We start from the raw sequence: 23,591 nt of genomic DNA, 5'->3' as shown, positions 1-23,591 counted from the left end.
TTCAAAATCAGTAACAATAATGATCAGCGTAAGAGATCTCAAACTGGCCTATGGTAAAAGGGTTTTGTTTGAAGATGTGAATATTAATTTCACAAAAGGGAACTGTTATGGGGTGATTGGAGCAAATGGCGCCGGAAAGAGTACGTTCCTTAAAATATTAAGTGGTGAGATTGAACCTAATAAAGGTTCGATCGATATCACACCGGGAGAGCGCATGGCGATCCTGAAACAGAACCAGTTTGAGTTTGACGAGCAGACGGTACTGAATACTGTAATGATGGGCCACAGCAGGATGTGGAAAGTGGCGCAGGAGCGTGAAGCGATCTATGCCCTGGCTGATTTCACAGAAGAGGATGGCCTGCGTGCAGGTGAACTGGAAGGTGAATTTGGTGAAATGGGTGGATATACTGCCGAGAGCGATGCCGCAATGCTTCTCAGTGAACTGGGTGTAAAAGAAGAGTTTCACCAGGCCTTAATGAAAGATATCCCATCTACCTTCAAAGTGCGTGTATTGCTTGCGCAGGCATTGTTCGGTAATCCGGACATCCTGTTGCTTGATGAGCCTACGAACGGCCTGGATATCGAAACGATCGCGTGGCTGGAAAACTTCCTTGCAGATTATGAGAACATTGTACTCGTAGTGAGCCACGACCGTCACTTCCTTGATGCGGTTTGTACCCACGTTGCCGATGTTGACCGCCAGAAAGTAAAAGTGTTTACAGGTAACTATACATTCTGGTATCAGTCGTCACAGCTGATGGCCCGCCAGGTGAATGATAAAAATAAGAAGGTAGAGGAGAAGCGCCAGGCTTTGATGGACTTCATCGCGCGATTCAGTGCGAACGCATCAAAAAGCAAGCAGGCTACATCCCGTAAGAAAGCGCTCGAAAAACTTACCCTCGAAGAGATCGAACCAAGTTACCGCAAGTATCCGGGTATCATCTTCCAGCAACTGAGAGAAGTAGGCAACCAGATCCTGAACGTGGAGAAGCTTACATCTTCCGTTGATGGCCGTGTGCTTTTCAAAGATGTAACATTTACCGTTAATAAAGGCGATAAGATCGCTTTGCTGAGCCGTGATCCCCTCGCTGTTACTAACTTTTTCGATATCATCAATGCAGAGATGACAGCTGACAGCGGCTCTTATGAGTGGGGCAGTACTGTTACCCACGCCTACCTTCCGCAGGAGAACAGCCAGTACTTTGGCGGTGATGTGAACCTGATGGATTGGTTGCGCCAGTTTGTTCCACCACACGTAACAGATGTGGATGAACCATTCCTGCGTGGCTTCCTTGGCAAGATGTTGTTCAGTGGCGATGATGTATTAAAGAAAACAAACGTTCTCAGTGGCGGTGAAAAAGTGCGCTGTATGCTCAGCCGTATGATGCTGCAGAACCCTAACGTGATCCTGCTCGATCAGCCAACCAACCACCTTGATCTTGAAAGCATTCAAAGTTTCAACGAACAATGTACAGATTATAAGGGCATCGTATTATTGACGAGCCATGACCATACCTTCATGCAAACGGTAGCAAACCGTATCATTGAACTTACTCCCCGTGGCATTATTGATCGCCTGATGACATTCGATGAGTACCTGGCCGATGAGAGAGTGAAAGGGTTGAAGGAGGAGATGTACAAATAAGTGATGGCGATCCTGTCTGACGACGCTTTAGCGAAGTCTGAAAGAGAGGCACCGAATTTAGATATGTTCAAATAATACAGAAGCCTTCTGACATCAGAAGGCTTCTGTATTTTAAACATTTATTGAAGGCATGGTTTGGCAAACAGATCTCTCAGAAGCTTCGTCTGACAGATTTGTCTCTGTTACTTCGCTTTCACATTCACGGCTACCCGTCTGTTCATTGCACGGCCTTCCGCGGTTTCATTATCGGCTGCTGGGTATTTGTCTCCATACCCTTCGGAGCCGGTGAGCTGGGAACGGGAGGCTCCGAGACGTATAAGCTCTGCGGTAATAAAGTCTGCACGTTGTTGGGAGAGGAGCAGGTTTTTTTCTGCATCACCCGTATTGTCAGTATAGCCTCCGATCTTGAACACGGCGTTTGGGAAGGCGCGGAGGATCATCACAAGGTTCTGTAACTGGGTGGAAGAAGACGTTGTCATAACGGTTCCGCCGGTTTTAAAGCGGACGTTGGTGAAGTCAAACCAATTGCCATTTTTCTCATCAATTCTGGCGGAGGAATTAGTAAGGAATTCAACCAGCTTTGCTTCAGTGCTCCATTTACCGGCTTTGAGATCACCGGTATTATTGGGCAGGCTGATCACAATGTCTTCACCCTGATCATAAACAAAGTCACCGGATACAGTGTCGATGATCCCTGTTGATCTGTACGTGGGTGTGGCAACGGCCGGAGGGGCTGCAACAGGAGTATCTACAGCAATGACCGGAATACCCGAAGCCAGTTTTTGCTGGTTACAGCTTCTGCCGCTTAAAAGCCAGATCAGCAGCATGGCCACGAGTAAAGTAGTCAACCAGATCCATGCATTGGTCTTTTTCACTGTCTCTGCCGCTCTGTGGGTTGGGAAAGAAGCGGTGATATGTTCGCCGGACGTGATGATCCCGGGCATGCCAAGTGTGCCGGCAATATCCATTCCCCCAGGAACAGAACCGAGGATCATGGATTGCTGACTTTGGAGAAACGAGCTTAACCCCGCCGCGGTGAGGTTATTTTCCTGCACATATTTTCCCAGTGACCCTAGTGTGGCGGGTGCTGCCATGTTCAGAACGGTGCTTGCGGAAGATGATTTTATACCCGCAAAACCGGCAACTGCATCGGTGATCTTTCCCAGCCTGTCACCAAACAAAGAGCGCAGCCAGCCCATAACCGTGCTGCCAAGTCCCCCGCTTCCCGTATTTCCAAGCAGGCTGTTCATATTACTCCAGGCATTGTTGCCCGCGGCGTCTTTTACTATGGAGAGGAGGGCGGTAGACCCTCCGGAGGCATTTCTGCCCAGCAGGCCCATTAAAACTGCAGGGATGGCCGCCGTAAGCGCTTTGGAGATACCCTGCTCGCTTTCACCTGCGGAACCGGCAGCCTTCGTAATAAGATCCTGTGGGATCATATTCTTCGCGGCATCAATCAGATTGAATGGCATATGAGACCGTTTAAATGATTAAGAGAAGGCGGGCTGGAGGAAAGGGGAAATTGGGTATGCAGTAAGGTAGACGTTTTAAAAAAGAGAGAAAAAAATATTAGTATTCATATTGGTTCGTGGCCAGGGTTTTTGCTGTGTGTTGAACCCTCAGAAGGACGATAGCCTTTGTGCTTTCAGTGACAACATCATCACCAGGCGTCCCGATACCATACCTTGCAGATTGACAACATAGCGGATGCGGAGCGAGCGGGATCCTGCCACCGGACTGGGCTGAAATGATGCATCCCGGCATATCAAGGCCTATTGTTTTCGGCCCTTCCTTACTGTTTGGAGAAGACCACAAAAGGTGTATAGGCTATGAATAACTTTATAGGTGTTTACTCTTGTTTTTCAGAAATGTTCTTGTTAATTTGGTCTTGCGACCATCGCTCTTACCATTGTGATTCTGGGAAATCCATTTCCTTCCTTTACCTGTTAATCCTTCGGGAAAGATCTTATGTCCGGGCCGTAGGTATATTCGAGTAATTGAGTATTCAGGTTGAAACCAGAAGCAAATCGTTAAAGCTTCGTCTGATAAGACGGAGCTTTTTTTTAGTTCGCGGATCTGGCAATCCAAACTGCTCAAAGCTTCCGGGTTCTAAACTCTCAAACTTTTACATTTTCAAACTTCTTTCACCCTATCTTCCGGGAACAATGCCATCAACTCTTTCAAAAAAGATCGGTTTCTGGTCGGCCACCTCGATCATTGCCGGAAGTATTATCGGCTCAGCGGTGTTTATCAAACCGGCCGCAATGGCTGCGCAACTCGGGTCGCCCGTATTACTTACAGTAGTGTGGGTAATTGCCGGTCTGCTTTCATTAAGCGGCGCAATGATCTATGCGGAACTTGGGGCCGCAATGCCTGAAACGGGAGGGATCTATGTTTTCTTTCGCAGGATCTTTGGGAACTTTACCGCGTTCCTCTATGGCTGGTCCGCACTCGCAGTGATCAATACAGCGGCAGTTGCAGCAATTGCATTTGTATGTGCGCGTTATGCCAATTACTTTTTGCACCTTCCTTATTTTGATGAATCGACCATTGCTGCTGCGCGATTGCATATTCCGTTGATCGGAGATCTTTTCCCATTGCAGGATATAGGCATAAAATCAGTCGCAGTATTGCTTGTATTGTCATTTACCTGGCTCAACTACAGAAGTGCGAGAGCAGGGAATGGATTCCAGGTGATCTCCACAGTGCTAAAACTGGCGGTGATCGCGATCCTGATCGGCGGCTTGCTCTTCTCCGGTAAAGGGGATGTGGCGAATTTCTTTCATAATAATGCACAGCTTCCGGACAACATGATAGGTGCGATCGTCGTCGCGATGACTGGTGCTTTCTATGCATATGACGGATGGATCAACATTACGTTTGTGGCGGGAGAGATCAAAGATCCGCAAAAGAATATTCCCCGCAGCCTGATCACGGGGATGTTGATCTGTATGATCGTGTATGTATTGATCAACCAGGCGTATCTCTATATCCTGCCGGTTGAGAAAATGAGTACCTCTTCGCTTGTTGCCGCTGATGCGATTGAGGCCGCGTGGGGACATACCGGCGGCCTGGTCATTGCCGTCTTTATTGTGATCTGTACACTGGGAGCGGTCAATGGCAACCTGATGACCACTGCACGGGTGACGTATGCAATGGGACATGACCGGAACTTTTTCCATTGGGCCGGTAAAACACACAAGACTTACCTCACCCCGGGAAACGCACTCTGGCTTCATGCCGCCTGGACCTGTCTTTTTATCATTACGGGATCATTTGATATGCTGGCAGACATGTTCGTATTTGTTACCTGGATCGCATATGCCCTGGGTGCGGTGGGAATATTCATGCTCCGTAAAAAAAAGACAGGAACTACGCTTCCTTATAAATCGTGGGGTTATCCTGTGCTTCCATTTTTATTTATCCTGTTCTCTTTGTTCTATCTAATTGTGACTGTCTGGAATGATATCAGCAATTATATCAATCATCGTCAGCCGGTCATTAACTCATTGCTCGGCCTCTTACTCACCGCGTCAGGTATTCCTCTTTATTTTTATCTGAGAAGAAAAACAAAATAAACTCAACAACTGTTCCCTATCATGCAGGTCGTTAAAGGCGATATTTCGTAAATTGAAAATAAAAAATGAAAACAGTAATAGTGACGGGAGCAACGGGCGGTCTGGGCAAAGCCATAGTCCAGAAGTTCCTGAATGAAGGTGCTACAGTGATTGGGACAACTACCAAAAAAACAGCCACTCCGTTTGATGGTCAGCCGGGCTTTGAAGCCTACACCGTTGATCTTTCCAGTGAAAAGGAAAGCAATGCGTTCATTGCCGCTGTAGTGAAGAAATACCCGGTGATAGACGTCGCGGTACTTACAGCTGGTGGTTTTGCAATGGGTAAGATAGAAGAGACGGGGATGGATGAGATCATGAAGCAGTATGATATCAATTTTACTACTACTTATAATGTCGCAAGAGCGGTGTTCACGCAAATGCTTCTTCAGAAAAGCGGTCGTATCTTTTTAACGGGTTCCAAGCCGGGGCTTGATATGAAACTGGGCAAGGGGATGACGGCCTATGCACTGTCCAAGTCGCTCGTATTCCGTCTCGCCGAACTGATGAATGAAGAAGCCAAAAACACTTCGGTGGTAACGCATGTGATCGTTCCTTCAACAATAGATACAGCGGTAAACAGAAACGCCATGCCGGATGCGGACTTCTCAAAATGGGTGAAGGCGGAAAGCATAGCGGATATTGTTCACACATATTGTGAGCCTTCCTTTGATTCATTGCGTGAAGCGGTGATCAAAGTGTATAATAAATCATGATAAATCCCCTTGGTTCACAAGATTGTGGGGAATTATTACACACAATTACCGGTTCCCGAAGAACGAACAACTGTTACTGGCCCAGTTCCTTGCAGCCTTATTTCTGTGGATTTGTTTCCTCTTTTATGTTTTGTAAAACGTATGCGCAGGCTGATAATGTGTGGAATTAGATACAAGTTAAAATTCCATCATTCATGAGTGGCATGCCTCAAAAGGGTAGTGGCAAACCTTTTGTTTTATCTCCAGCATAAAACTGTACGAATATGAAAACAACAAAGTTATTATTTTGCGGAGCTGTTATGTCTTTATGCTCTCTTGGCGTATACGCTCAAAAATCAACAGCTATCATTAAGGGAGGTGTAAACATTGCAAATGTGTCTAATAAAGATAATGGTGGATACAACGACGCAAATGCTCTTACAACCTGGCAGGCAGGTATCATTGGGGATTTTGAAGTAACAGATTTTTTCGCGATCCAACCGGGTCTGCTTTACACTGGCAAAGGATTAAAATGGCAAAACGGAGAGTCGGGAGATGCAACGTATCAACGTTTACAATTCAACCCGCAATACCTTGAGCTACCTGTTAACCTGGTGTTTAAAACGCCAACAGGTGGTGTTCGGTTCTTTGCAGGTGCTGGTCCATACGTAGCGATGGGAGTAGGTGGTAAATTCAAGGCTGATGGTCTTGTAAACTTTAAGGAAAGCATTCAGTGGTCTGATGATGATCCATTGACAAGCGATGAAGAAGGTGCGGGTGCATTCCGTGCAAAACGTTTTGACTATGGTCTGAATGCCCTGGTTGGTGTGGAAGCAAGCAATCTTGTGATCTCTGCTAACTACGGTCTTGGTCTTGCGAAGATCCAGTCAGGCGCGAACTCGTCAAATGATGATAACAACAAACATCGTGTGCTGAGCTTTACCGTGGGTTATAAATTCTGATAACGCAAATTATACGACACTAATTTCGCGATTCGAATTAGCAATCAGAAAATAAGTAACGAATTAACAGAGCCGGAATTTCCTACTATCAGGAAGATTCCGGCTCTGCGTTTTATAGGCTGGGTAAAAGCTCAGATCGTTTGAAGGGCAATTCGCGAAATTCGCGTATCCCAATTCGCGAAATTCGCGTATCCCAATTTGCGTTTTCTTATCTTGCGCCCCAAATCTAGAACGTATGCGTTGGATCAAATGGATCGGATTGATTGCCGGAGTGCTGCTGATTGGTTCCTGTTTTATGTTATGGGCATCACTGCCTGCAAGAAATATTGCGATCAGCGGGGTAAATGCAGAAGGAACCAGCTTCGGCAAGCCGGGGTATTTTCATCTTTTACTCGGGGGCATATTTCTTATACTTCATTTCATACCGAGGATCTGGGCCAAAAGAACAAATCTTATTGTAGCGGCATTGAACGTTGCCTGGGCAGTAAGAAACTATTTTATCATTACTGTTTGCAGACAGGGTGAGTGCCCTGAGAAACATACAGGTATTTACTTAGTGTTGATCGCGTCAGTTTTAGTGTTGATCGCGGTGTTATTTCCTGATATGAAGCTGCCTCAGCAACCAAAGGCAGAAGCGCCAAAACAGAGCGAAGGTTCAACACTGTAAATTTTTTTACTAAAATCTTTGCAATGTGGATATTTTTTTTCTACATTCGAATCTCAAACCTTCCTCGATCATTCTTCCACTCCCATTGTAAACTATTTCGGAAACTTGCAAGCATCTTCAGAAGTGTAGGATACGTGTATTCAAGCGTATTGCCGTAAAGAATTTTGGTTGATCTGTCAGTAACCGGTTTTATTCCACCGCCTTTTATTTAACGAAATAAATCTGACCGAAAAACCATTCGTATTTCACCGCCCCACTGTAAAGAGGGGCTTTTTTGTGGGCAAAAGGTAGGTGAATGTAGCCATTGCAGGATCATGTTGAAAAGTTGGGGGTGATCTACAAAATGGCCTGGGTTGAAATGTTCCGGATGAGCATCGCTCGCATAAACTTCTGGCGGCCCTTCCACCGTAGCGAAGCGGAGAAGGGAACCTGGGCCAGTCGCTCAAAAGATTTATCGCCCTCAGCGTGTCAGCTTGTCACCATTTTTCACTGCCTAAGATCCCGTCAAACTTTGGACGGCCAAAGGACGACCAAGAGACGGACTAACGACGACCAACAACCATTTCAAAAACACGCGAAGTTTGACCCTGAATGATTATCATCAGTCAACACATCAGCTGGCTTCGCGTGCCAGAATGTCGTATTTAAGGAGCATATATTGCTTCAAGGCGTGCTCACGTTTTTTGTGCCCGATCAGACAGCTATCGCTTAAAAACTTGGGACCGAAGCAAAAGCAAAAACTTTAAACTTTTAAACCATTAAACATTTAAACATTTAAACAACCATCCCACAACTTTTACGCTTGATCCCCATCGCCTGTCAGGCGGTGAACAGTTTGGCCACTCCGAATGCGGCTGCGGCGGCCATTGCGCCAATAATTGTGACCCGTATTGCTCCCTGCCAGGGATTAACGCCGGTGATCCTGCTTTTCAGGAATCCGAATACAAAGAGGCTGATCAAAGTGATCACGGCGGAGACCTGAAGTGCTAGGAGTGGAGTATCTGTAAAAAAATAAGGACTCAATGGTACCAGTCCGCCGGCAGCATAAGATAAGCCGATATTCAGGGCAGCCTTTTTTGCACGCCGGGGATCGGGTTTTTCAAGCCCAAGCTCATATTTCATCATAAAATCCACCCACTGTTTTTTATCTTTTGCGATCTCATCAGCGGCTTTGGTTTGCATTTCTTCGCTTAACCCGATATTGGCGAAAAAGTCTTTTACTTCTTCTTTTTCTTTTTCCGGAACGGTCTCTACTTCTTCTTTTTCTCTTTTCAGTTCTGCGTCATAATGTTCCATTTCTGTTTTGCCGGCGAGATAACCACCCAGCCCCATTGCGATGGAGCCGGCTGCTATTTCCGCAATACCTGCAATGACGATAACGGATGTACCGGAAACGGCGCCGGACAGTCCTGCGGCGAGTGCGAACGGAACAGTAAGTCCATCGCTCATGCCGATCACAACGTCTGTTAAAAAATCACTGTTCCTTAAATGTTTCTCCTGGTGAAATGACTGATCCATACCTGCGGTGCCTCTTAATCGAGGCAATTTAATGATTCAGCGATAATCGCAACACATTCGTTTACCTGTGACTGATTGATGACAAGTGGTGGAGCGAACCTGATCTTATCTCCGTGCGTGGGTTTTGCGAGAAGCCCTTTTTCTTTGAGCTGAAGGCAAAGATCCCATGCCGCATCGGCATTGGCGTGCCTGATCACGATCGCATTCAACAAGCCTTTCCCGCGAATGAGGGAGATATGCGGTGAGTTGAGCGACTGTAATCCGTCTCGAAGCAGTTGTCCCATAGCCGTTGCATTTTCAGCCATGTGTTCATCTTTGAGCACGGTCAGTGCTGCGATCGCTGTAGCACACGCGAGCGGGTTACCCCCATACGTAGAGCCATGTTCGCCAGGTCTGATGGTCAACATAACAGGATCATCGGCCAGTACCGCGCTGACGGGAAGCATTCCTCCACTTAAGGCTTTGCCAAGTATCAGTATATCCGGTCGCACATTTTCATGATCACAGGCCAGCAGCCTGCCGGTACGTGCCAGCCCGGTCTGGATCTCATCGGCCATAAACAGCACATTGGAGTTTTCACAAAGCTGTTTTGCGCGAGCGAGATAACCCTTATCCGGCACTACTACGCCCGCTTCGCCCTGGATCGGTTCAACCAGAAAGCCCGCGATGTTCTTGTTTTCGGCAAGCACTTTTTCGAGAGCATCTGTATCGTTATAGGGAATATGAATAAAACCTGGAAGGTAAGGGCCAAAATGGGTGGTTGAGCTGGGATCTGTACTGAACGAGATTACCCCCGTGGTGCGACCGTGGAAGTTTCCTTCGCATACAACGATCACTGCCCTGCCATCAGGAATACCTTTTACTTCATAGGCCCATTTCCGGCAAAGTTTGATGGCTGTTTCCACCGCTTCGACGCCGGTATTCATGGGAAGCACTTTATCATAGCCAAAGTATCCGGTAACAAATGCAGCGTATTCACCCAGCAGGTCGCTATGGAAAGCGCGGCTTGTAAGGGTCAGACGGCTGGCCTGGCGGGTAAATGCTTCAAGTATGCGTGGATGACAATGCCCCTGGTTAACGGCAGAATAACCGCTCAGGAAATCGAAATAGCGCTTTCCGTCTACGTCCCACATAAAAACACCTTCGCCCCGTTCGAGGACGACAGGGAGCGGGTGGTAATTGTGTGCACCGAATTTTTCTTCCAGTTCAAGATAATGACGTGAAGCCTGGCTAAGGCCGATAATAGATTGCATGTTCGAATAATTAGATAGATCGGGAAATGAATGAGTATGCGAAATGTCTCCCCGGAAGAGCGGGGAGTATGAAGGCTTAACGTCGATGATTCAGCAGATCGAGGTTTCCATCAAGAAAAAAACATATGGTTGAAAGGCGACAGATGACCATAAAAGATTGGTTGCAATATAGAAAAATTGCTGATCAAAACTTATCAGCCTAACAGGAAATCCAGGCTTTCTGCATAATTAACATGTTTCATGTTGTTGGTTTTGGTAATTTACGACCCTAATTGACCATTAATCAACCAATGATGAACTTTACAGCACATAATATCCTGCTGAACAAAGGCCAGACAACCATGGGATCTGATCAGATCCTGCTTGAAAAAAGTGCGATCTGGACCTCGATCGCAAAAACAATCTCTCTTTTACCAGTAAGGAAGACCGGTCACGCATGAGGGCGGTAGACCTTGGCTGTCTTGAAGGCGGGTATTCCGTCGAACTGGCGAAAATGGGCTTTGACACGCTTGGTATTGAAGCAAGGCAGGAGAATATAGACAAATGCAATTTTGTAAAGGAAAATCTCGGTCTGCAGAACCTGCATTTCGCGATGGATGATGTCCGTAACCTGCCTAAATACGACAAATTCGAAGTGAACATCTGCTATGGTCTTCTTTACCATCTGAATGATCCTGTGGCGTTCCTGAAAACTGTCAGCGAGTGTACGACAAAGATCCTTTTACTGAATACACATTTTGCACCGGACCGTGATCTGAGATATGAACTGGGACATTTGAACAGGTATGTGATCGCGCCAATTCAGAAAAGGGCAAAGGCTCTTGCGCCACAACAAAATTATCGTTTGTCGCCGATGACGACCAACGAAGGCTATGCAGGAAGATGGTTCCGTGAGTGGAGTAAAACAGCAGGTAAAGCAAAAATAGAAAAGATGCTTTGGGCGTCTTATAATAATAACCGTTCTTTCTGGTTAAGGAAAAAAGACCAGACAAAGGTGTTGCATGATGTTGGCTTCGGCAGTGTTTTTGAGCAGTTTGATTATACTGGAGATATCGCACCGGATAATTATACCTCACGTCACAGCCGCACCATGTTCGTAGCGATCAAGCACTAATTTTTTTCATACATACCAAACAGAGGTCTGTAATAAGATTATGTTTAAATAAGAAGCAATTACTGCGGTAGTTGCTTTCTTATTTGAAGCCGATATATCTGATCAGATAATGTTCCGGCACTGATATTACGGGATAATGATCATTTGGAAAAAGTCCATAGACGGTGCTTCCGCTTCCGCTCATCGAGGCATAGACAGCTCCGGATCTGTACAGCAGGTCTTTTACCTGTCCAACTTCCGGATGGCGGGTGACCACGCTTTTTTCAAAATCGTTTATTAATACATCTTTCCATTTTTCCACGGGAAGATGAATAAGGTCGCGGATCGATTCCTTAGGTTTTGCGGGTGTGAGCCAGGAAAAAGCCTGACCGGTAGGAACATGGATACCCGGGTTTATTACAACGAATCCGAAGGCCGAAAGATCGATTGCCACCGGTTCGAGGACCTCGCCGCGCCCCGTCGCATAGCAGGGTTTGTTGATAATAAAGAATGGACAATCACTTCCCAGGCGAAGACTGTAATCCAGCAGCTGCTGAACGCTAAGGTTGAGGCCACCCAGTTGATTCAATAATTTGAGGGTAAACGAGGCATCAGCACTACCGCCGCCCAGTCCCGCGCCGGAAGGGATGGCTTTCTGAAGAAAAACAGAAACCGGGGGCAGCCCAGGGAAATCGGCTTTAAGTATTGAATATGCTTTTACGCAAAGATTGTCCTGTAATTCGCCCGCAATATCAAGTCCGCTGCTGTTAAACCGGAAAGACCCGACAGCGGGCAGACGAATGATCTCCAGTGCATCAAAAACGGGCAGGGGATAAAAGCAGGTTTCCAGCTCATGATAGCCGTCATTTCTTTTTTCGGTGATGCGAAGTCCGAGATTGATTTTCGCATTGGGAAAAACGACCACCTTGGAAATTTTAAAGTGAAGAAAACCGGGATTGACGGATCAGCGTTTCTTTTTGCGGCTGTTTATTTCATCGCGGATGGCGATCGCCCTGATATAATCCTCGCTTTCGAGTACATCATTCAGCAATGCGTCCAGCTCTTCGATGCTGAGGGCTTTAAGATCTTCATTTCCGGTATTGCCGGTTTCCTCAACCACCACTTCCTGTTTGGCTTTCTTCTTTTTATTGCCGGTACCGGTATCTTCCATAAGTATACCAGCACTCTCCAGGATGTTTTCGTATGTGTAGATCGGGCAGCCGAACCTGACAGCAAGGGCCAGGGCATCGGAGGTTCTTGAGTCGATCTCTATTGTATCATTTTCAGAAGAACAAACGAGCTTGGAGTAGAAAATACCTTCCTGAAGATCGCAGATGATGATCTCATGGAGATCGATGGTGAAAGCATTTAGGAAATTCTTCATCAGGTCGTGGGTGAGAGGGCGACTTGGGTTCATTTTTTCGAGCGCTACAGCAATAGCTTGCGCCTCAAAGCCACCAATCACAATCGGTAAACGCCGTAACCCATTTACTTCACCCAGCACAACAGCATAGGAATGTGTTTGAGTGATGCTGTGGGATAAGGCGACTATTTCCAGTTCTATTTTCTTCATAAAATATCACACGAAACTAAGGCTTTTTGAGTAAAAAAGCATCCGGCGGGAGGAGGTAAAAAGGAATTAAAAAGTCAAAACTAAAAAGTAAAAAACCTCAAATTGTGGGCTTCACATCTTAAGGTTTTTTCTAATTCTTACTTTTGACTTTCTAATTTATCATGCTTTGATCTTGCGGATCGCTTCAGTCAGTTTTGGAACGACGTCGAACGCGTCACCAACGATACCGTAATCAGCTGCCTTGAAGAAAGGAGCTTCAGGGTCCTTATTGATCACCACGATCACTTTGCTGCGGTTTACGCCGGCCAGGTGCTGGATGGCACCGGAAATGCCAATGGCAATGTACAGGTTTGGTGCGATCGCGATGCCTGTCTGCCCTACGTGCTCGTTATGCGGACGCCAGTGTGCATCGGCTACCGGACGGCTGCAGGCTGTTGCGGCGTGCAATACTTTAGCCAGTTCTTCCACCATGCCCCAGTTTTCAGGACCCTTGAGGCCACGACCCGCACTTACGACTACTTCTGCTTCGGTCAACGGAACTTCACCGCTTGCTTTGGTGCTGCTGATCACTTTTACCCGTGGAGAATCAACTTTTGCCTCAAATGCCGCTACGGTGGCAGTGCCCTCACCCGTCCTGACCGGGTATGCGTTCGGATTCAGTGCAATGATCTTTACCGGTGTCGTAATGCTGATGTTGGCAAATGCCTTGCCTGAGAATACGTTCTTCTTCACGATAAACCCATTGCTGGTATCCGGCAGCGCAACAGCTCCGGAGATAAGACCGGCTTTCAGGCGGGCTGAAAGTCGGGGGGCAATGGATTTACCATCCATATTATTCGGGAAAACGATCACGGTGGCTCCTGTAGAACCTGCAACCTCCGCAATCACTTTTGTATAGAGTTGAGCATCCAGGTGGTCGAGGGCCGGATTACTTACATGATGGATCTTTGAAACACCATATTTACCAAGGGCAGCAAGGTCTTCTTTAGGAGTGCCTAAAACAACACCTTCAGCGCTTGTGCCGAGTTGTTCAGCGAGTTTCGCGCCATAGCTCAGTGCTTCAAGGGATACTTTTTTTACCTGGCCTTCGGCTATATCAACAAATATTAAAACAGACATAGTGCAAGTTTAAAAGTTATGAGTTTAATGTTTTATCGTTTAACAGTTCTGGGTATGATTAACTTTTGAACTATTAAACATCAAAACGACTAGAGGGCTTTTGCTTCTTCGTGAAGTAAGCGTACCAGTTCATCCACATTATCTGCGGGCACGAGTTTTACACCGGCTTTAGCAGGAGGGAGGCCAAAGCTGGTTACGCTTGTGAGCGCTTCAACAGCTACCGGCTCGGATACCTTCAACGGTTTTGTTCTTGCAGCCATGATCCCGCGCATGTTTGGAATGCGTTGTTCCGCCATACCTTTTGCAGCACTTACCACAACAGGGAGATCTACTTCAGCCGTTTCTTCGCCGCCTTCTATCTCACGGGTAATAGTGGCTTTTGTTCCGTTGAGTTCAAATTTGGAAGCAAGGGAGATATAGGGAAAGTCGAGAAGTTCGGCGACCATTCCACCTATTGAAGAACCATTATAATCGATCGTTTCTTTGCCGGTGAAAACAAGATCGTAAGCGCCTTCCTTCGCAATTGAAGCGATCTGCGAAGCAATATAAAAACTATCATGGCTGTCGGCATTTACGCGAAAGGCTTCGTCACCACCCAAAGCAAGTGCTTTACGGATGATCGGTTCAGCATCTGCACCACCAACTGTGACAAGATGCACAATAGTGGATGCGTCTTTTTCTTTCAATTCTATGGCACGTACCAGTGCATACCATTCATCGTAGGGATTGATGATCCATTGAACTCCGCTCGTATCGAATTTCGTGTTGTTGTCAGTGAAAGCTATTTTTGCCGTGGTGTCCGGCGTTTTGCTGATGCAAACTAAGATCTTCATACTGTTGTTTTGAATCGTTAGCTAATAGTTGTTTATGCAACTAAAACAAAGATAAGCGATGAAATTTTAAATCCGGCATTTTCAGTGTCAAATTTTTATTCTGATGGATCGTGTGCAAAAACTGAAAGATTTCCTGCAAAAGACCCCAAATGACAGTTTCCTGCGTCATGCGTTGGCGCTTGAATATATCAAGGCGGGTGATGATAAAGCGGCCCGTGAAGAGTTTGAGGGACTTCTTACGCATGACCCCGGTTATGTGGGTAGTTATTATCATCTTGCAAAGTTGCTGGAGCGGACCGCAACAACCGAAGAGGCCATCGCCGCTTATGAAAAAGGAATAGAACAGGCGAAAAAAGCGGGAGACATGCATGCGTTGGGTGAACTTCGCGGAGCATATGAAGAACTGATCTTTTGATAACGATATTTACTTCCGCAGTGGACGGATCTTCTTACATAACATGAGTTTTATTGAATCATTCAGATCGTTTATAAGCGAACAGGCGCTGTTCACTCCGCAACAACGTTTGTTGCTGGCAGTAAGCGGCGGTCTTGATTCTGTTGTGCTGTGTGAATTATGCAGCCAATGCGGGTATGATTTTGAAATAGCGCATTGTAATTTTCAGCTAAGAGGAGAGGAGAGTAAGAGAGACGAGGAGTTTGTGAGAGCTCTTGCCAACAAGTATAACGTGAAGGTTTGGGTAGAGGCATTCGATACACAGGCATATCTCATTGCCAATAAGCTTTCTGTACAAGAGGCGGCACGCGAGTTGCGTTATGAATGGTTTCACCGGCTGCTTGATACAAGGGAAAACAGACTGGATGTATTGCTCACCGCACATCATCTGGATGATGCGGTTGAAACATCTCTCATGAATTATTTCAAGGGGACAGGTATTGCGGGTCTGAGAAGTATTTTACCGAAGCAAAACAAGACCATACGTCCGTTATTATTTACCGGACGGAAAGAGATCCGCGAATTTGCCGCAGCAAATCAGTTGCAATGGGTAGAGGATAGTTCAAATGCTTCAGACAAATACAGCCGGAATTATCTTCGTCATCATCTGCTTCCTGTTATTCAGCAATTGTATCCAAAGGCGGAAGAAAACATGCGTCGCAATATTCCGCGTTTCCGCGATATTGAACTTTTGTATCAGCAAGCCATCGATAGTCACCGGAAAAAACTGCTGGTACAAAAAGGAGAGGAGGTTCATATTCCGGTGCTGAAATTGCAGAAGGCAATTCCTCTTACTGCGATCGTCTACGAGATCATCAGGCCTTATGGCTTTTCTGCTGCTCAAACGACGGAGGTGATCGCCTTATTGAATAGTGGTTCCGGGAGATATGTGCAATCATCCTCTCACAGGATCATCCGTAACAGGAACTGGCTGATCATCGCTTCGGTAAAGGCGGAGCGCCCTTCACTGATCCTGATCGAAGAGACAGGTAATGTTTCTTTTCCTGCAGGGGAACTAACCATCAGCCGAAATTTTTCATCAGATGGCAAGCCGGATACATCCTCATCATCGGTTGCATATATCGATGCTTCGCTGATACAATTTCCTTTCACCTTACGCCCCTGGAAGAACGGCGATTATTTTTATCCGCTTGGGATGCGGAAGAAGAAAAAACTCGCGCGTTTTTTTATTGATCAAAAGATGTCCTCGATTGAGAAAGAAAATGTTTGGGTTATTGAGAGTGATAAGAGGATTGTTTGGGTGGTGGGGAGGAGACTGGATGATCGTTTTAAAATGAAGGGAGCGGGAGATATAATAAAGATATCACTGGCGTTAAGGAAATAAGGTTCTCGACTGGGAGCGTCGAAGGGCTCTGTTTGGAGTTTGCCGGGCGGGCAAGGGCGCTTTTTTTTCGAGGGGTTGCCGTGAAGACTCTGTTTACATTTTTTGCCGGACGGGCAAGGGCGCTGTTTTTCGACGGGAGGTCGAAGACTCCGTTTACTTTTTTTGCCTTGATGCAAAAAAAGTAACAAAAAAAGATCAAGGCTACGCGCAAATAGCCAGCCCCGCACTCGATGCGGGGGCTAAAAATTATGGGCTGCACCTGGCACTAAAATAAACTCGCCCGTCCAGGCTTAGGATTGATTGGCGTGTTGGGCTCAGACAATATTTTAGCGCCCTCGCCTTCGGCTCGTCGGTTACGCCCATAATTTTTTTAACGCCATTTGCGCTAGGCCGCCCCCTCTTAAAGCAGGCAGGATGCCTTGACATAAATGTAGCCTTACGGTTCTTGTAAGTTTTGTTTTCTGTTATCAGGAATAGTACCACGACAATTTGTAATACAGTAACTGAGATACAACGAACCTTCCTTGCAACCGCCTCTTTATTTCGGAGACTCTGTTTACATTTTTTGCCGGGCGGGCAAGGCGTTTTTTTCGAGGGGTTGCCTCGAAGGGTCCGTTTACTTTTTTTGCCTTGATGCAAAAAAAGTAACAAAAAAAGATCAAGGCTACGCGCAAATGGCTAAAAATTATGGGCTGCACCTGGCACTAAAATAAACTCGCCCGTCCAGGCTTAGGATTGATTGGCGTGTTGGGCTCAGACAATATTTTAGCGCCCTCGCCTTCGGCTCGTCGGTTACGCCCATAATTTTTTTAACGCCATTTGCGCTATGCCGGCCCCCTCTCAAAGCGGGTAGTAGGCCTTTAAAGGAATGTAGCCTCACGGTTCTCGCAGCTTATTTTTTTTAAAATGTATATGATAAGAAGAGTTCACCATCAAACTATGATACAGCTACTGAGTTATAACGAATCTTCCTCGCAAACGAATCCTCCTCCCTCAACGCCCCGGCCTTGGAAAAAATGGCGTTAAGAAAATGGGAGGCTGGCACCGTCTGAGCCACACCCCAGGTGTGCGAAGGCGCCAAAAAACTGTCTGAGCCAGCACGCCAAACGAACTGAAACACTCCTCCGGCGAGTTTTTTTTGGTGCAGGTGACATCCTCCCATTTTTAGCCATTTTTCCCAGCCTTGATCTTTTTTTGTTACTTTTTTTGCATCAAGGCAAAAAAAGTAAACGGAGTCTTCGAGGCAACCCCTCGAAAAAAAAGCGCCCTTGCCCGTCCGGCAAAAAAGTAAACAGAGTCTTCGACCTCCCGTCGAAAAAAAAGCGCCCTTGCCCTTCCGGCAAAAAACGTAAACAGTGTCTTCAAGACAACCTTCGAAAAAAAAGCGCCCCTTGCCCGCCCGGCAAACCGTACAGAACGCCCCAAACTCCTCACCTCAATTTTCAATCCCCCACACCGGCGACTGCCTGCGGCAACTTCACCCACGATCCAGCTAAAAGAAAAACCCTGGCAATCGCCAGGGTTTTTCTTTATTATCTGAACCGTCGTAAGATCTTAATTCTTTAACAGTTTGTGAGAAGCGCCGCCAATGTTCACAAAATAAACACCTTTTGGCAGGGAAGGATCGAGGCGGATCGCGTTTGATCCGGAGATCTCGAAGCTCAGTTGTTTGCCCGCGAGGTTGAAAACGCGGATATTGTTCTTGTTCATGTCAGCAGCTTTTACACCGATCAGTTGAATGTCTTCGTTCAGGAACGGGTTTGGTGCTACACGGACGCTTTGGCCTGCTTTTGCACTGCTGTTGATATACACAACTTTGGAGAAAGAAGTGGTGCCGTCGAAGTCAACCTGTTTCAGGCGATAAAAGCTGACGTCACCTGCTTTGTAGGAAGCATCAGTAAAGCTGTATTTGTTAAGTTCAATGGAGTTAACAGCGCCAGCCACTTCTCCAACTGCAGAGTAGCTTCTTCCATCTGCGCTTTTTTCTACAATGTATTTAGCATTATTGAACTCAAAGGAGGTAGACCATTTCAGCAGAGCGCCACCAGCGGCAGCAACCTCAACAGTGATCGACTCGAATTTTACAGGCAGAATGACTTCCTGTGCAAACTGAACCTGCGTACAGATCTGTCCGCCGACAGTGAGTGATTGAACGCCCGTAATGGGTGCTTTTGCACAATCATAAGGGATGGTAACAGCGCCATTTGGACCGGCTGTACCCTGCGCAACATATCCATCTACGTTCGCGATGCTGACATTCGAGTTAGGGATCGCAAACTGGATATAGATGTAGCACAAACCCTGTAGTTTGTACGGTTGGGCGGTCATGCCCTGAGGACGTGTACACTGCGCGTTAGCGTTAACAGATGCAACGGTAAAAAATAAGACACTAAGTAATCCAAGGGTAAAAATTCTCATACAGTATGACATTTAATGAATGAATTAAAAAATTATTCATTAGGACATTAAGGGCACTCGTTAATGTAGACGCCGGGGAATTTTAACTGCGGAATTTTGTGGGATATCAGAGTACGGGGAGCGGAGCTCAGTAGAAATACTATTAGAAGTATTACGGCGATAAAAGTAGAAAATGTACTTAGTATCTCAAAGCTTTTTGGAGAATGTTTTTAAAAAGGCCCGTAAAAAGCACTCTAAATTAGTTGATTATCAACGTTATTTGTGCCCAAAAAATATTAGGAATCAGTAACGCTCAGATTGGATTTATTTGTTGAAATAGTATTCGATGCCTCGTATACAGTAGGCAATAGCGTCAAAATCGGCGACAAGTTTGCCTACAATGATCACGAAGGCCAGGCCAAACAAAGCGCCAAAGATATGAGCTGAATGGTTTATGTTATCTCTCCCACGACGCTCCATTGCGATCGAGATCAAGATATATAGAGGAGCGAATACAAAGCCTGGAATGCGAACAAAAGGAATAAATATAAGCCCAACTTCACTATACGGAGCGAGAAGGAGGCCGGCAAATATAACAGCACTCACTGCACCGGAGGCGCCCAGGCTTCTGTAGTGATAATCGTCCTTATGCTTTACAAAAGTCGGAATAAGACACACTCCCAGCGCCAGTACATACATCAGCAGGTAGATGGCTTTGCCTGAATTTCCAAATATCGCAACAAATTGTGATTCCACCGCTCCGCCGAACATATAAAGAGCAAGCATATTAAAGATGAGATGCGTCCAGTCTGCGTGTATGAGCCCACAACTGAAAAAACGATACCATTGTTTCCTGCGGGTAACTGCCGGTGGGTAGAATATCAGATCTTCAATGATTTTCTGATTATTAAAGGCTGTGATAGAAACAATACATGTTACTATGACGATGATAAGAGTTAAAGTGAATTGCATGGCTGTCCGTTACTTTCAGTGCTCAAGATAATCGTTTTACTTTAAGCAGCCGCGCTTCGCTTACTTATGATGATACTTTTCATTGCGCAGGATCGTGCAGGCGCGATAAACCTGTTCTGCAAGGATAAGTCTGACCAGCTGATGCGGAAATACGAGCTTGGATAGGCTCCAGCTGAGACTGGCCCGTTTCATTACTGCTTCATCAATGCCAAAGGCACCGCCGATAAGAAATACAACTTTCTTTGATCCGGCATTCGCGCGGGATTGAAGAAAATCGGCCAGCCCTTCTGAAGAAAGCTGTTTACCGCGTTCATCCAGCGCCACCAGGAAATCATCTTTATCAAGGCGTTCAAGAATGATCTCCCCTTCTTTTTTCTTGAGGTCCGTTTCACTCAGCATGCCGGCATTCTTTAGCGGAGGTATGATCAACCAGTCAACCTTGAAATAATTGGAGATGCGTTTCGTGAAATCTTCAACACCGCTCCTGACATACGGTTCATGATTCTTTCCGATCGACCAGAGTTCTATGCGCATGGGAGGAAATAAAAGTTTAAAAGTTTACGGGTTTAAAATGTTCAATGGTTTTAAAGTCTGATGTGTAAGGCTGGCCCCGAACATTAAACTTTAAAACCATTGAACGTTAAAACTATCCTTAGAACGCTTTCTTCGTTGGTTCTTCTTTTATCTGTACTTCGGTTACGGGACCGTATTTTTCAGCGATCTTTTTAATATCAGCAGATTTGCCTACCAGGACGAACTGGAGTTTATCCTGCGGGAAATATGTTTTGATGATGGATTTTGCTTTATCAAGCGTAAGTCCATCTACATTCTTCTGGAAGTTGTTGATGAAAGATTCATCAAACTTGTACCAGTACATCTGTGTGAGCAGACCGGCGAGCTGACCGCTTGTTTCGTATCTCGGAGGGAACTGCCCCTTTACATAGTTCTTAGCAGAAGCAAGAGATGTATCATCAACACCCTGTTCGTGAAGTTTTTTCAATACTTCGAGCGCTTTATCGATAGCGGGTTCCGTTGTTTTGCCTGCTGTAAAAGTTGAAATAGCGAATGTGCCGCCGTTTTTCAGCGCAGCGAAGCGGCTGTTAGCTCCGTACGTAAGACCGGAGTTCACACGCAGCTCATCGTTCAGCATTGAAGTGAAACGACCGCCAAAAAGTGTATTGATCACTTCTACGGCAACATAGTCAGGATTGTTCCTCGCGATACCCTGTGAGCCGATAAGAAATGTAGTTTCCTTTGCGTCATCTTTATTTACCAGCAGTACTTTGTTGCCTGTTGCTTTAGTGATCGGTTTGGCAGCAAGATTCGCATTGTCCTGCTTGCCTTTCGCCCAGCCGGAGAACACTTTTGTGACGAGTGCTTTCATCTCTTTGCTGTTGAAATCGCCAACAATAGAGATCGCCGATCCATTAGGGATATAGTTCGCTGAATAGAATTGTTTAAGATCAGTTGTGGAAAGAGTTGTTACAGATCCAACTGTCCCGCTGATTATGTTTCCGTAAACGTGGTCACCGTAAATGAGTTTATCAAAATAAGAACCGATCACATTGCGCGGGCTTTCTTTTGCCTGTTCCAGTCTGAGCAATGCTCTTCTTTTTTCTTTGGTGAATTCAGCCGTATCAAAAACAGGAGCTGTGAGGAGGTCGTTGATGATATCAAGCACGAGGTCTTTATCTTTTGCCGCGAATTGGGCGGATAGGCCAGCTGACTCTTTGGAAGCATACGTTGAAACGGAAGCGCCGATGAAGTCGAGCTCCTCATCCATTTTCGCTTTTGGGTATTTCTTCGTACCATGTTTCAGGGCGGTGGCTGTCAGGGACGCAAGGCCGCCTTTTTCTCCGTCATAAATGGCACCGGCAGGTAGGATGGCGGATACGCTGACCATAGGCACATCATGTTGTTCCATCAGGTAAACGGTCAGGCCGTTCTTCAGCGTGAACTGCTGATAGGAGGGCAGTTTATAGTCCTGCGCATTCACCACCAGGCCTATCATGCAGGCCAGTGAGAAAGCAAGGGATCGAATATAGATTGATTGTTTCATTTGTGTTTGTTTGTAATGTTAGCTGAGAAATGTTCCTGCTTACTCTGCAGTGTTAGATTTAAGGATACCAACGGTACGCGTTGTTTTCCTGAAATAGGCGTTGGCTACGCGCTTGATATCATCTGCGGTTACTTTGTTATAACGATCAGGAGCTTCAAACATCTTTTTATAATCGCCGAAGAAAACTTCGTAAGTACCGATATTGTTCGATTTACCGTCGATGGTTTGCACCTGGTTATAGAACTCTATCAGTTTCTGGTTTTTCACTTTCTGAAGTTCTTTATCTGTCACACCACCGGTTTTGATCTTTTCCAGCTCTTCATAGATCGCATTTTCAAGATCTGTTTCCTTGATACCTTTTGCCGCAATCGCGCTGATGTCAAACGTGGTAGGATCGAAGCTCTCTCCATAAGAAGCAGAGATCGTTGTAGCGAGCTGCTTATTGTCAACCAGTGCAGCATACAGGCGTGACGATTTTCCTGAGCTGAGAATATCGCTCAGCAATACCAGGGCATAGTAGTCATCATGTTTTGCTTCCGGTGCTTTGTAAACGATATTCAGATAAGGAGTGGCAACATCTTTTTGAACAAGGATCCTTCTTTCCCCTGTTTGTACCGGTTCAACCTGGTGAACTTTGGGCGGTTCAGGCTGAGCAGGGATCGGTTCAAGATATTTTTCAGCGAGTGCTTTGATATTTTCTGTTTTGATCGCGCCGGACATTACGACAACGCAGTTATTTGGTGCGTAATATGTTTTGAAGTAGCGTTCAAGGTCAGTCTGTTTCCAGTTCTTCATATCATCTTCATAGCCGATCACCGGCCAGTGATAGGGGTGTTCCTGGAATGCCTGCGCAGTTACGGCTTCGCCAAGTGTGCGCCAGGGAGAGTTTTCCAGTCCCGTGCTTCTTTCGCTCAGCACCACACCTCTTTCGCTTTCCACCATTTTCGGGTCGATGCTGAGGCTGGAGATGCGGTCGCCTTCCAGATCGAAGATGGTTTCTGTTGCTGAAGCGGGAAACCAGTTGGTATACACGGTCACATCTGACCGGGTGTAAGCGTTATTTGCACCGCCATTGAATTCCATTGTGCGGTCGAATTGTTTTGGGCCGTATTTTTTTGCACCGTTGAACATCATATGTTCAAAAAAGTGGGAGAGGCCAGTGATGCCCTGGTATTCGTTTCTCGATCCGACACGATAGAAAAGATACATATTCGCATTGGGAATAGAATAGTCTTCCACAACGAGGAATTTCATGCCGTTCTTCAGTGTAAAGCTTTTTACATCGTCCGCTTTTATTTGCGCCTGGGACACAACACCCAGCAGCAAACAGACGGGAAGCAGGATTTTTTTCATATTTGTGCTTGTAATTATAGCGATAAAGCTAAGGAATGA

Annotated in this window: 21 protein-coding genes; 9 read left to right on the top strand and 12 right to left on the bottom strand. The window is 46.1% G+C overall.

Annotated elements, in window-relative coordinates; all coding sequences use genetic code 11:
- Window positions 1-19 precede the first annotated feature (19 nt).
- Complete coding sequence (locus LZZ85_RS22610) at window positions 20-1,645, top strand: ABC-F family ATP-binding cassette domain-containing protein (protein ID WP_237875642.1); 1,626 nt, start codon at window positions 20-22, stop codon at window positions 1,643-1,645.
- A 182-nt stretch (window positions 1,646-1,827) separates the two neighbouring features.
- Here LZZ85_RS22610 and LZZ85_RS22605 read toward each other — a convergent pair whose 3' ends face one another.
- Window positions 1,828-3,117, bottom strand: a complete 1,290-nt coding sequence (locus LZZ85_RS22605) for an OmpA family protein (protein WP_237875641.1) — start codon at window positions 3,115-3,117, stop codon at window positions 1,828-1,830.
- Between the two features lie 693 nt (window positions 3,118-3,810).
- Here LZZ85_RS22605 and LZZ85_RS22600 point away from each other — a divergent pair.
- The 4 genes from LZZ85_RS22600 to LZZ85_RS22585 all read left to right on the top strand — a co-directional run bounded on the left by LZZ85_RS22600 (window position 3,811) and on the right by LZZ85_RS22585 (window position 7,583).
- Window positions 3,811-5,223 carry an APC family permease gene (locus tag LZZ85_RS22600; RefSeq protein ID WP_237875640.1) on the top strand — a complete coding sequence of 471 codons (1,413 nt, stop codon included), beginning with the start codon at window positions 3,811-3,813 and terminating at the stop codon, window positions 5,221-5,223.
- A 65-nt stretch (window positions 5,224-5,288) separates the two neighbouring features.
- On the top strand, window positions 5,289-5,975 hold the full coding sequence (locus LZZ85_RS22595) for an SDR family NAD(P)-dependent oxidoreductase (RefSeq protein WP_237875639.1): 687 nt from the start codon (window positions 5,289-5,291) through the stop codon (window positions 5,973-5,975).
- Window positions 5,976-6,238: 263 nt separating this feature from the next.
- On the top strand, window positions 6,239-6,916 hold the full coding sequence (locus LZZ85_RS22590) for a porin family protein (RefSeq protein ID WP_237875638.1): 678 nt from the start codon (window positions 6,239-6,241) through the stop codon (window positions 6,914-6,916).
- Window positions 6,917-7,151: 235 nt separating this feature from the next.
- Window positions 7,152-7,583, top strand: coding sequence for a hypothetical protein (locus tag LZZ85_RS22585; protein ID WP_237875637.1), 432 nt, complete (start codon window positions 7,152-7,154; stop codon window positions 7,581-7,583).
- 819 nt (window positions 7,584-8,402) lie between these two features.
- Here LZZ85_RS22585 and LZZ85_RS22580 read toward each other — a convergent pair.
- Complete coding sequence (locus LZZ85_RS22580; protein ID WP_237875636.1) at window positions 8,403-9,128, bottom strand: VIT1/CCC1 transporter family protein; 726 nt, start codon at window positions 9,126-9,128, stop codon at window positions 8,403-8,405.
- Complete coding sequence (gene rocD / locus LZZ85_RS22575) at window positions 9,116-10,354, bottom strand: ornithine--oxo-acid transaminase (RefSeq protein WP_237875635.1); 1,239 nt, start codon at window positions 10,352-10,354, stop codon at window positions 9,116-9,118. The genes LZZ85_RS22580 and rocD overlap by 13 nt, the downstream gene beginning before the upstream one ends.
- Before the next feature lie 290 nt (window positions 10,355-10,644).
- Between rocD and LZZ85_RS22570 the strand changes: the two genes are divergently transcribed.
- The gene (locus tag LZZ85_RS22570; RefSeq protein ID WP_237875634.1) at window positions 10,645-10,794 is read left to right on the top strand and encodes a hypothetical protein; all 150 of its coding nucleotides are present in this window, start codon (window positions 10,645-10,647) and stop codon (window positions 10,792-10,794) included.
- On the top strand, window positions 10,791-11,468 hold the full coding sequence (locus LZZ85_RS22565; protein ID WP_237875633.1) for a class I SAM-dependent methyltransferase: 678 nt from the start codon (window positions 10,791-10,793) through the stop codon (window positions 11,466-11,468). The genes LZZ85_RS22570 and LZZ85_RS22565 overlap by 4 nt, the downstream gene beginning before the upstream one ends.
- 79 nt (window positions 11,469-11,547) lie before the next feature.
- On the opposite strand, the gene ispE is transcribed toward LZZ85_RS22565, so the two are convergent.
- The 4 genes from ispE to LZZ85_RS22545 form a co-directional block, all read right to left on the bottom strand.
- Window positions 11,548-12,372 carry a 4-(cytidine 5'-diphospho)-2-C-methyl-D-erythritol kinase gene (gene ispE, locus LZZ85_RS22560; RefSeq protein WP_237875632.1) on the bottom strand — a complete coding sequence of 275 codons (825 nt, stop codon included), beginning with the start codon at window positions 12,370-12,372 and terminating at the stop codon, window positions 11,548-11,550.
- Between the two features lie 39 nt (window positions 12,373-12,411).
- Entirely contained in the window at window positions 12,412-13,020 is a 609-nt protein-coding gene (locus LZZ85_RS22555; RefSeq protein ID WP_237875631.1) for a bifunctional nuclease family protein, read from the bottom strand.
- A gap of 159 nt (window positions 13,021-13,179) precedes the next feature.
- Complete coding sequence (locus tag LZZ85_RS22550) at window positions 13,180-14,139, bottom strand: electron transfer flavoprotein subunit alpha/FixB family protein (protein WP_237875630.1); 960 nt, start codon at window positions 14,137-14,139, stop codon at window positions 13,180-13,182.
- Window positions 14,140-14,228: 89 nt separating this feature from the next.
- Entirely contained in the window at window positions 14,229-14,972 is a 744-nt protein-coding gene (locus LZZ85_RS22545) for an electron transfer flavoprotein subunit beta/FixA family protein (protein ID WP_237875629.1), read from the bottom strand.
- 103 nt (window positions 14,973-15,075) lie between these two features.
- Between LZZ85_RS22545 and LZZ85_RS22540 the strand changes: the two genes are divergently transcribed.
- Both LZZ85_RS22540 and tilS read left to right on the top strand, forming a co-directional pair.
- Entirely contained in the window at window positions 15,076-15,387 is a 312-nt protein-coding gene (locus LZZ85_RS22540) for a tetratricopeptide repeat protein (protein ID WP_237875628.1), read from the top strand.
- 43 nt (window positions 15,388-15,430) lie between these two features.
- Window positions 15,431-16,771 (top strand): tRNA lysidine(34) synthetase TilS, encoded by a 1,341-nt coding sequence (tilS, locus tag LZZ85_RS22535; RefSeq protein ID WP_237875627.1) that lies wholly within the window; start codon window positions 15,431-15,433, stop codon window positions 16,769-16,771.
- Between the two features lie 1,554 nt (window positions 16,772-18,325).
- Here the strand turns inward: tilS and LZZ85_RS22530 are convergent.
- From LZZ85_RS22530 to LZZ85_RS22510, 5 genes are all read right to left on the bottom strand, one after another.
- A complete protein-coding gene (locus LZZ85_RS22530; RefSeq protein ID WP_237875626.1) occupies window positions 18,326-19,189 on the bottom strand; it encodes a T9SS type A sorting domain-containing protein in 864 nt (287 codons plus the stop codon).
- Between the two features lie 303 nt (window positions 19,190-19,492).
- Window positions 19,493-20,140, bottom strand: a complete 648-nt coding sequence (locus LZZ85_RS22525; RefSeq protein ID WP_237875625.1) for a rhomboid family intramembrane serine protease — start codon at window positions 20,138-20,140, stop codon at window positions 19,493-19,495.
- 60 nt (window positions 20,141-20,200) lie between these two features.
- Window positions 20,201-20,674, bottom strand: a complete 474-nt coding sequence (locus LZZ85_RS22520) for a 23S rRNA (pseudouridine(1915)-N(3))-methyltransferase RlmH (RefSeq protein ID WP_237875624.1) — start codon at window positions 20,672-20,674, stop codon at window positions 20,201-20,203.
- Between the two features lie 118 nt (window positions 20,675-20,792).
- Window positions 20,793-22,199, bottom strand: a complete 1,407-nt coding sequence (locus LZZ85_RS22515) for a M16 family metallopeptidase (RefSeq protein ID WP_237875623.1) — start codon at window positions 22,197-22,199, stop codon at window positions 20,793-20,795.
- A 39-nt stretch (window positions 22,200-22,238) separates the two neighbouring features.
- Window positions 22,239-23,552: a M16 family metallopeptidase gene (locus LZZ85_RS22510; protein ID WP_237875622.1), complete on the bottom strand. Its 1,314-nt coding sequence runs from the start codon at window positions 23,550-23,552 to the stop codon at window positions 22,239-22,241.
- Between the last annotated feature and the right edge of the window lie 39 nt (window positions 23,553-23,591).

Origin of the sequence: Terrimonas ginsenosidimutans, assembly GCF_022012415.1 — a bacterium.
Taxonomy (GTDB): domain Bacteria; phylum Bacteroidota; class Bacteroidia; order Chitinophagales; family Chitinophagaceae; genus Terrimonas_A; species Terrimonas_A ginsenosidimutans.
Note: the sequence above shows the minus strand (reverse complement) of the source record. Positions and strands in the feature narration are given on the sequence as shown.

What these genes read in the sequence shown, in the direction of transcription:
- LZZ85_RS22610 (WP_237875642.1), top strand. Translation starts at nt 20, where the DNA reads ATGATCAGCGTAAGAGATCTCAAACTGGCCTATGGTAAAAGGGTTTTG.
- LZZ85_RS22605 (WP_237875641.1), bottom strand. Translation starts at nt 3,117, where the DNA reads ATGCCATTCAATCTGATTGATGCCGCGAAGAATATGATCCCACAGGAT.
- LZZ85_RS22600 (WP_237875640.1), top strand. Translation starts at nt 3,811, where the DNA reads ATGCCATCAACTCTTTCAAAAAAGATCGGTTTCTGGTCGGCCACCTCG.
- LZZ85_RS22595 (WP_237875639.1), top strand. Translation starts at nt 5,289, where the DNA reads ATGAAAACAGTAATAGTGACGGGAGCAACGGGCGGTCTGGGCAAAGCC.
- LZZ85_RS22590 (WP_237875638.1), top strand. Translation starts at nt 6,239, where the DNA reads ATGAAAACAACAAAGTTATTATTTTGCGGAGCTGTTATGTCTTTATGC.
- LZZ85_RS22585 (WP_237875637.1), top strand. Translation starts at nt 7,152, where the DNA reads ATGCGTTGGATCAAATGGATCGGATTGATTGCCGGAGTGCTGCTGATT.
- rocD (WP_237875635.1), bottom strand. Translation starts at nt 10,354, where the DNA reads ATGCAATCTATTATCGGCCTTAGCCAGGCTTCACGTCATTATCTTGAA.
- LZZ85_RS22570 (WP_237875634.1), top strand. Translation starts at nt 10,645, where the DNA reads ATGATGAACTTTACAGCACATAATATCCTGCTGAACAAAGGCCAGACA.
- LZZ85_RS22565 (WP_237875633.1), top strand. Translation starts at nt 10,791, where the DNA reads ATGAGGGCGGTAGACCTTGGCTGTCTTGAAGGCGGGTATTCCGTCGAA.
- LZZ85_RS22555 (WP_237875631.1), bottom strand. Translation starts at nt 13,020, where the DNA reads ATGAAGAAAATAGAACTGGAAATAGTCGCCTTATCCCACAGCATCACT.
- LZZ85_RS22550 (WP_237875630.1), bottom strand. Translation starts at nt 14,139, where the DNA reads ATGTCTGTTTTAATATTTGTTGATATAGCCGAAGGCCAGGTAAAAAAA.
- LZZ85_RS22545 (WP_237875629.1), bottom strand. Translation starts at nt 14,972, where the DNA reads ATGAAGATCTTAGTTTGCATCAGCAAAACGCCGGACACCACGGCAAAA.
- LZZ85_RS22540 (WP_237875628.1), top strand. Translation starts at nt 15,076, where the DNA reads ATGGATCGTGTGCAAAAACTGAAAGATTTCCTGCAAAAGACCCCAAAT.
- tilS (WP_237875627.1), top strand. Translation starts at nt 15,431, where the DNA reads ATGAGTTTTATTGAATCATTCAGATCGTTTATAAGCGAACAGGCGCTG.
- LZZ85_RS22530 (WP_237875626.1), bottom strand. Translation starts at nt 19,189, where the DNA reads ATGAGAATTTTTACCCTTGGATTACTTAGTGTCTTATTTTTTACCGTT.
- LZZ85_RS22525 (WP_237875625.1), bottom strand. Translation starts at nt 20,140, where the DNA reads ATGCAATTCACTTTAACTCTTATCATCGTCATAGTAACATGTATTGTT.
- LZZ85_RS22520 (WP_237875624.1), bottom strand. Translation starts at nt 20,674, where the DNA reads ATGCGCATAGAACTCTGGTCGATCGGAAAGAATCATGAACCGTATGTC.
- LZZ85_RS22515 (WP_237875623.1), bottom strand. Translation starts at nt 22,199, where the DNA reads ATGAAACAATCAATCTATATTCGATCCCTTGCTTTCTCACTGGCCTGC.
- LZZ85_RS22510 (WP_237875622.1), bottom strand. Translation starts at nt 23,552, where the DNA reads ATGAAAAAAATCCTGCTTCCCGTCTGTTTGCTGCTGGGTGTTGTGTCC.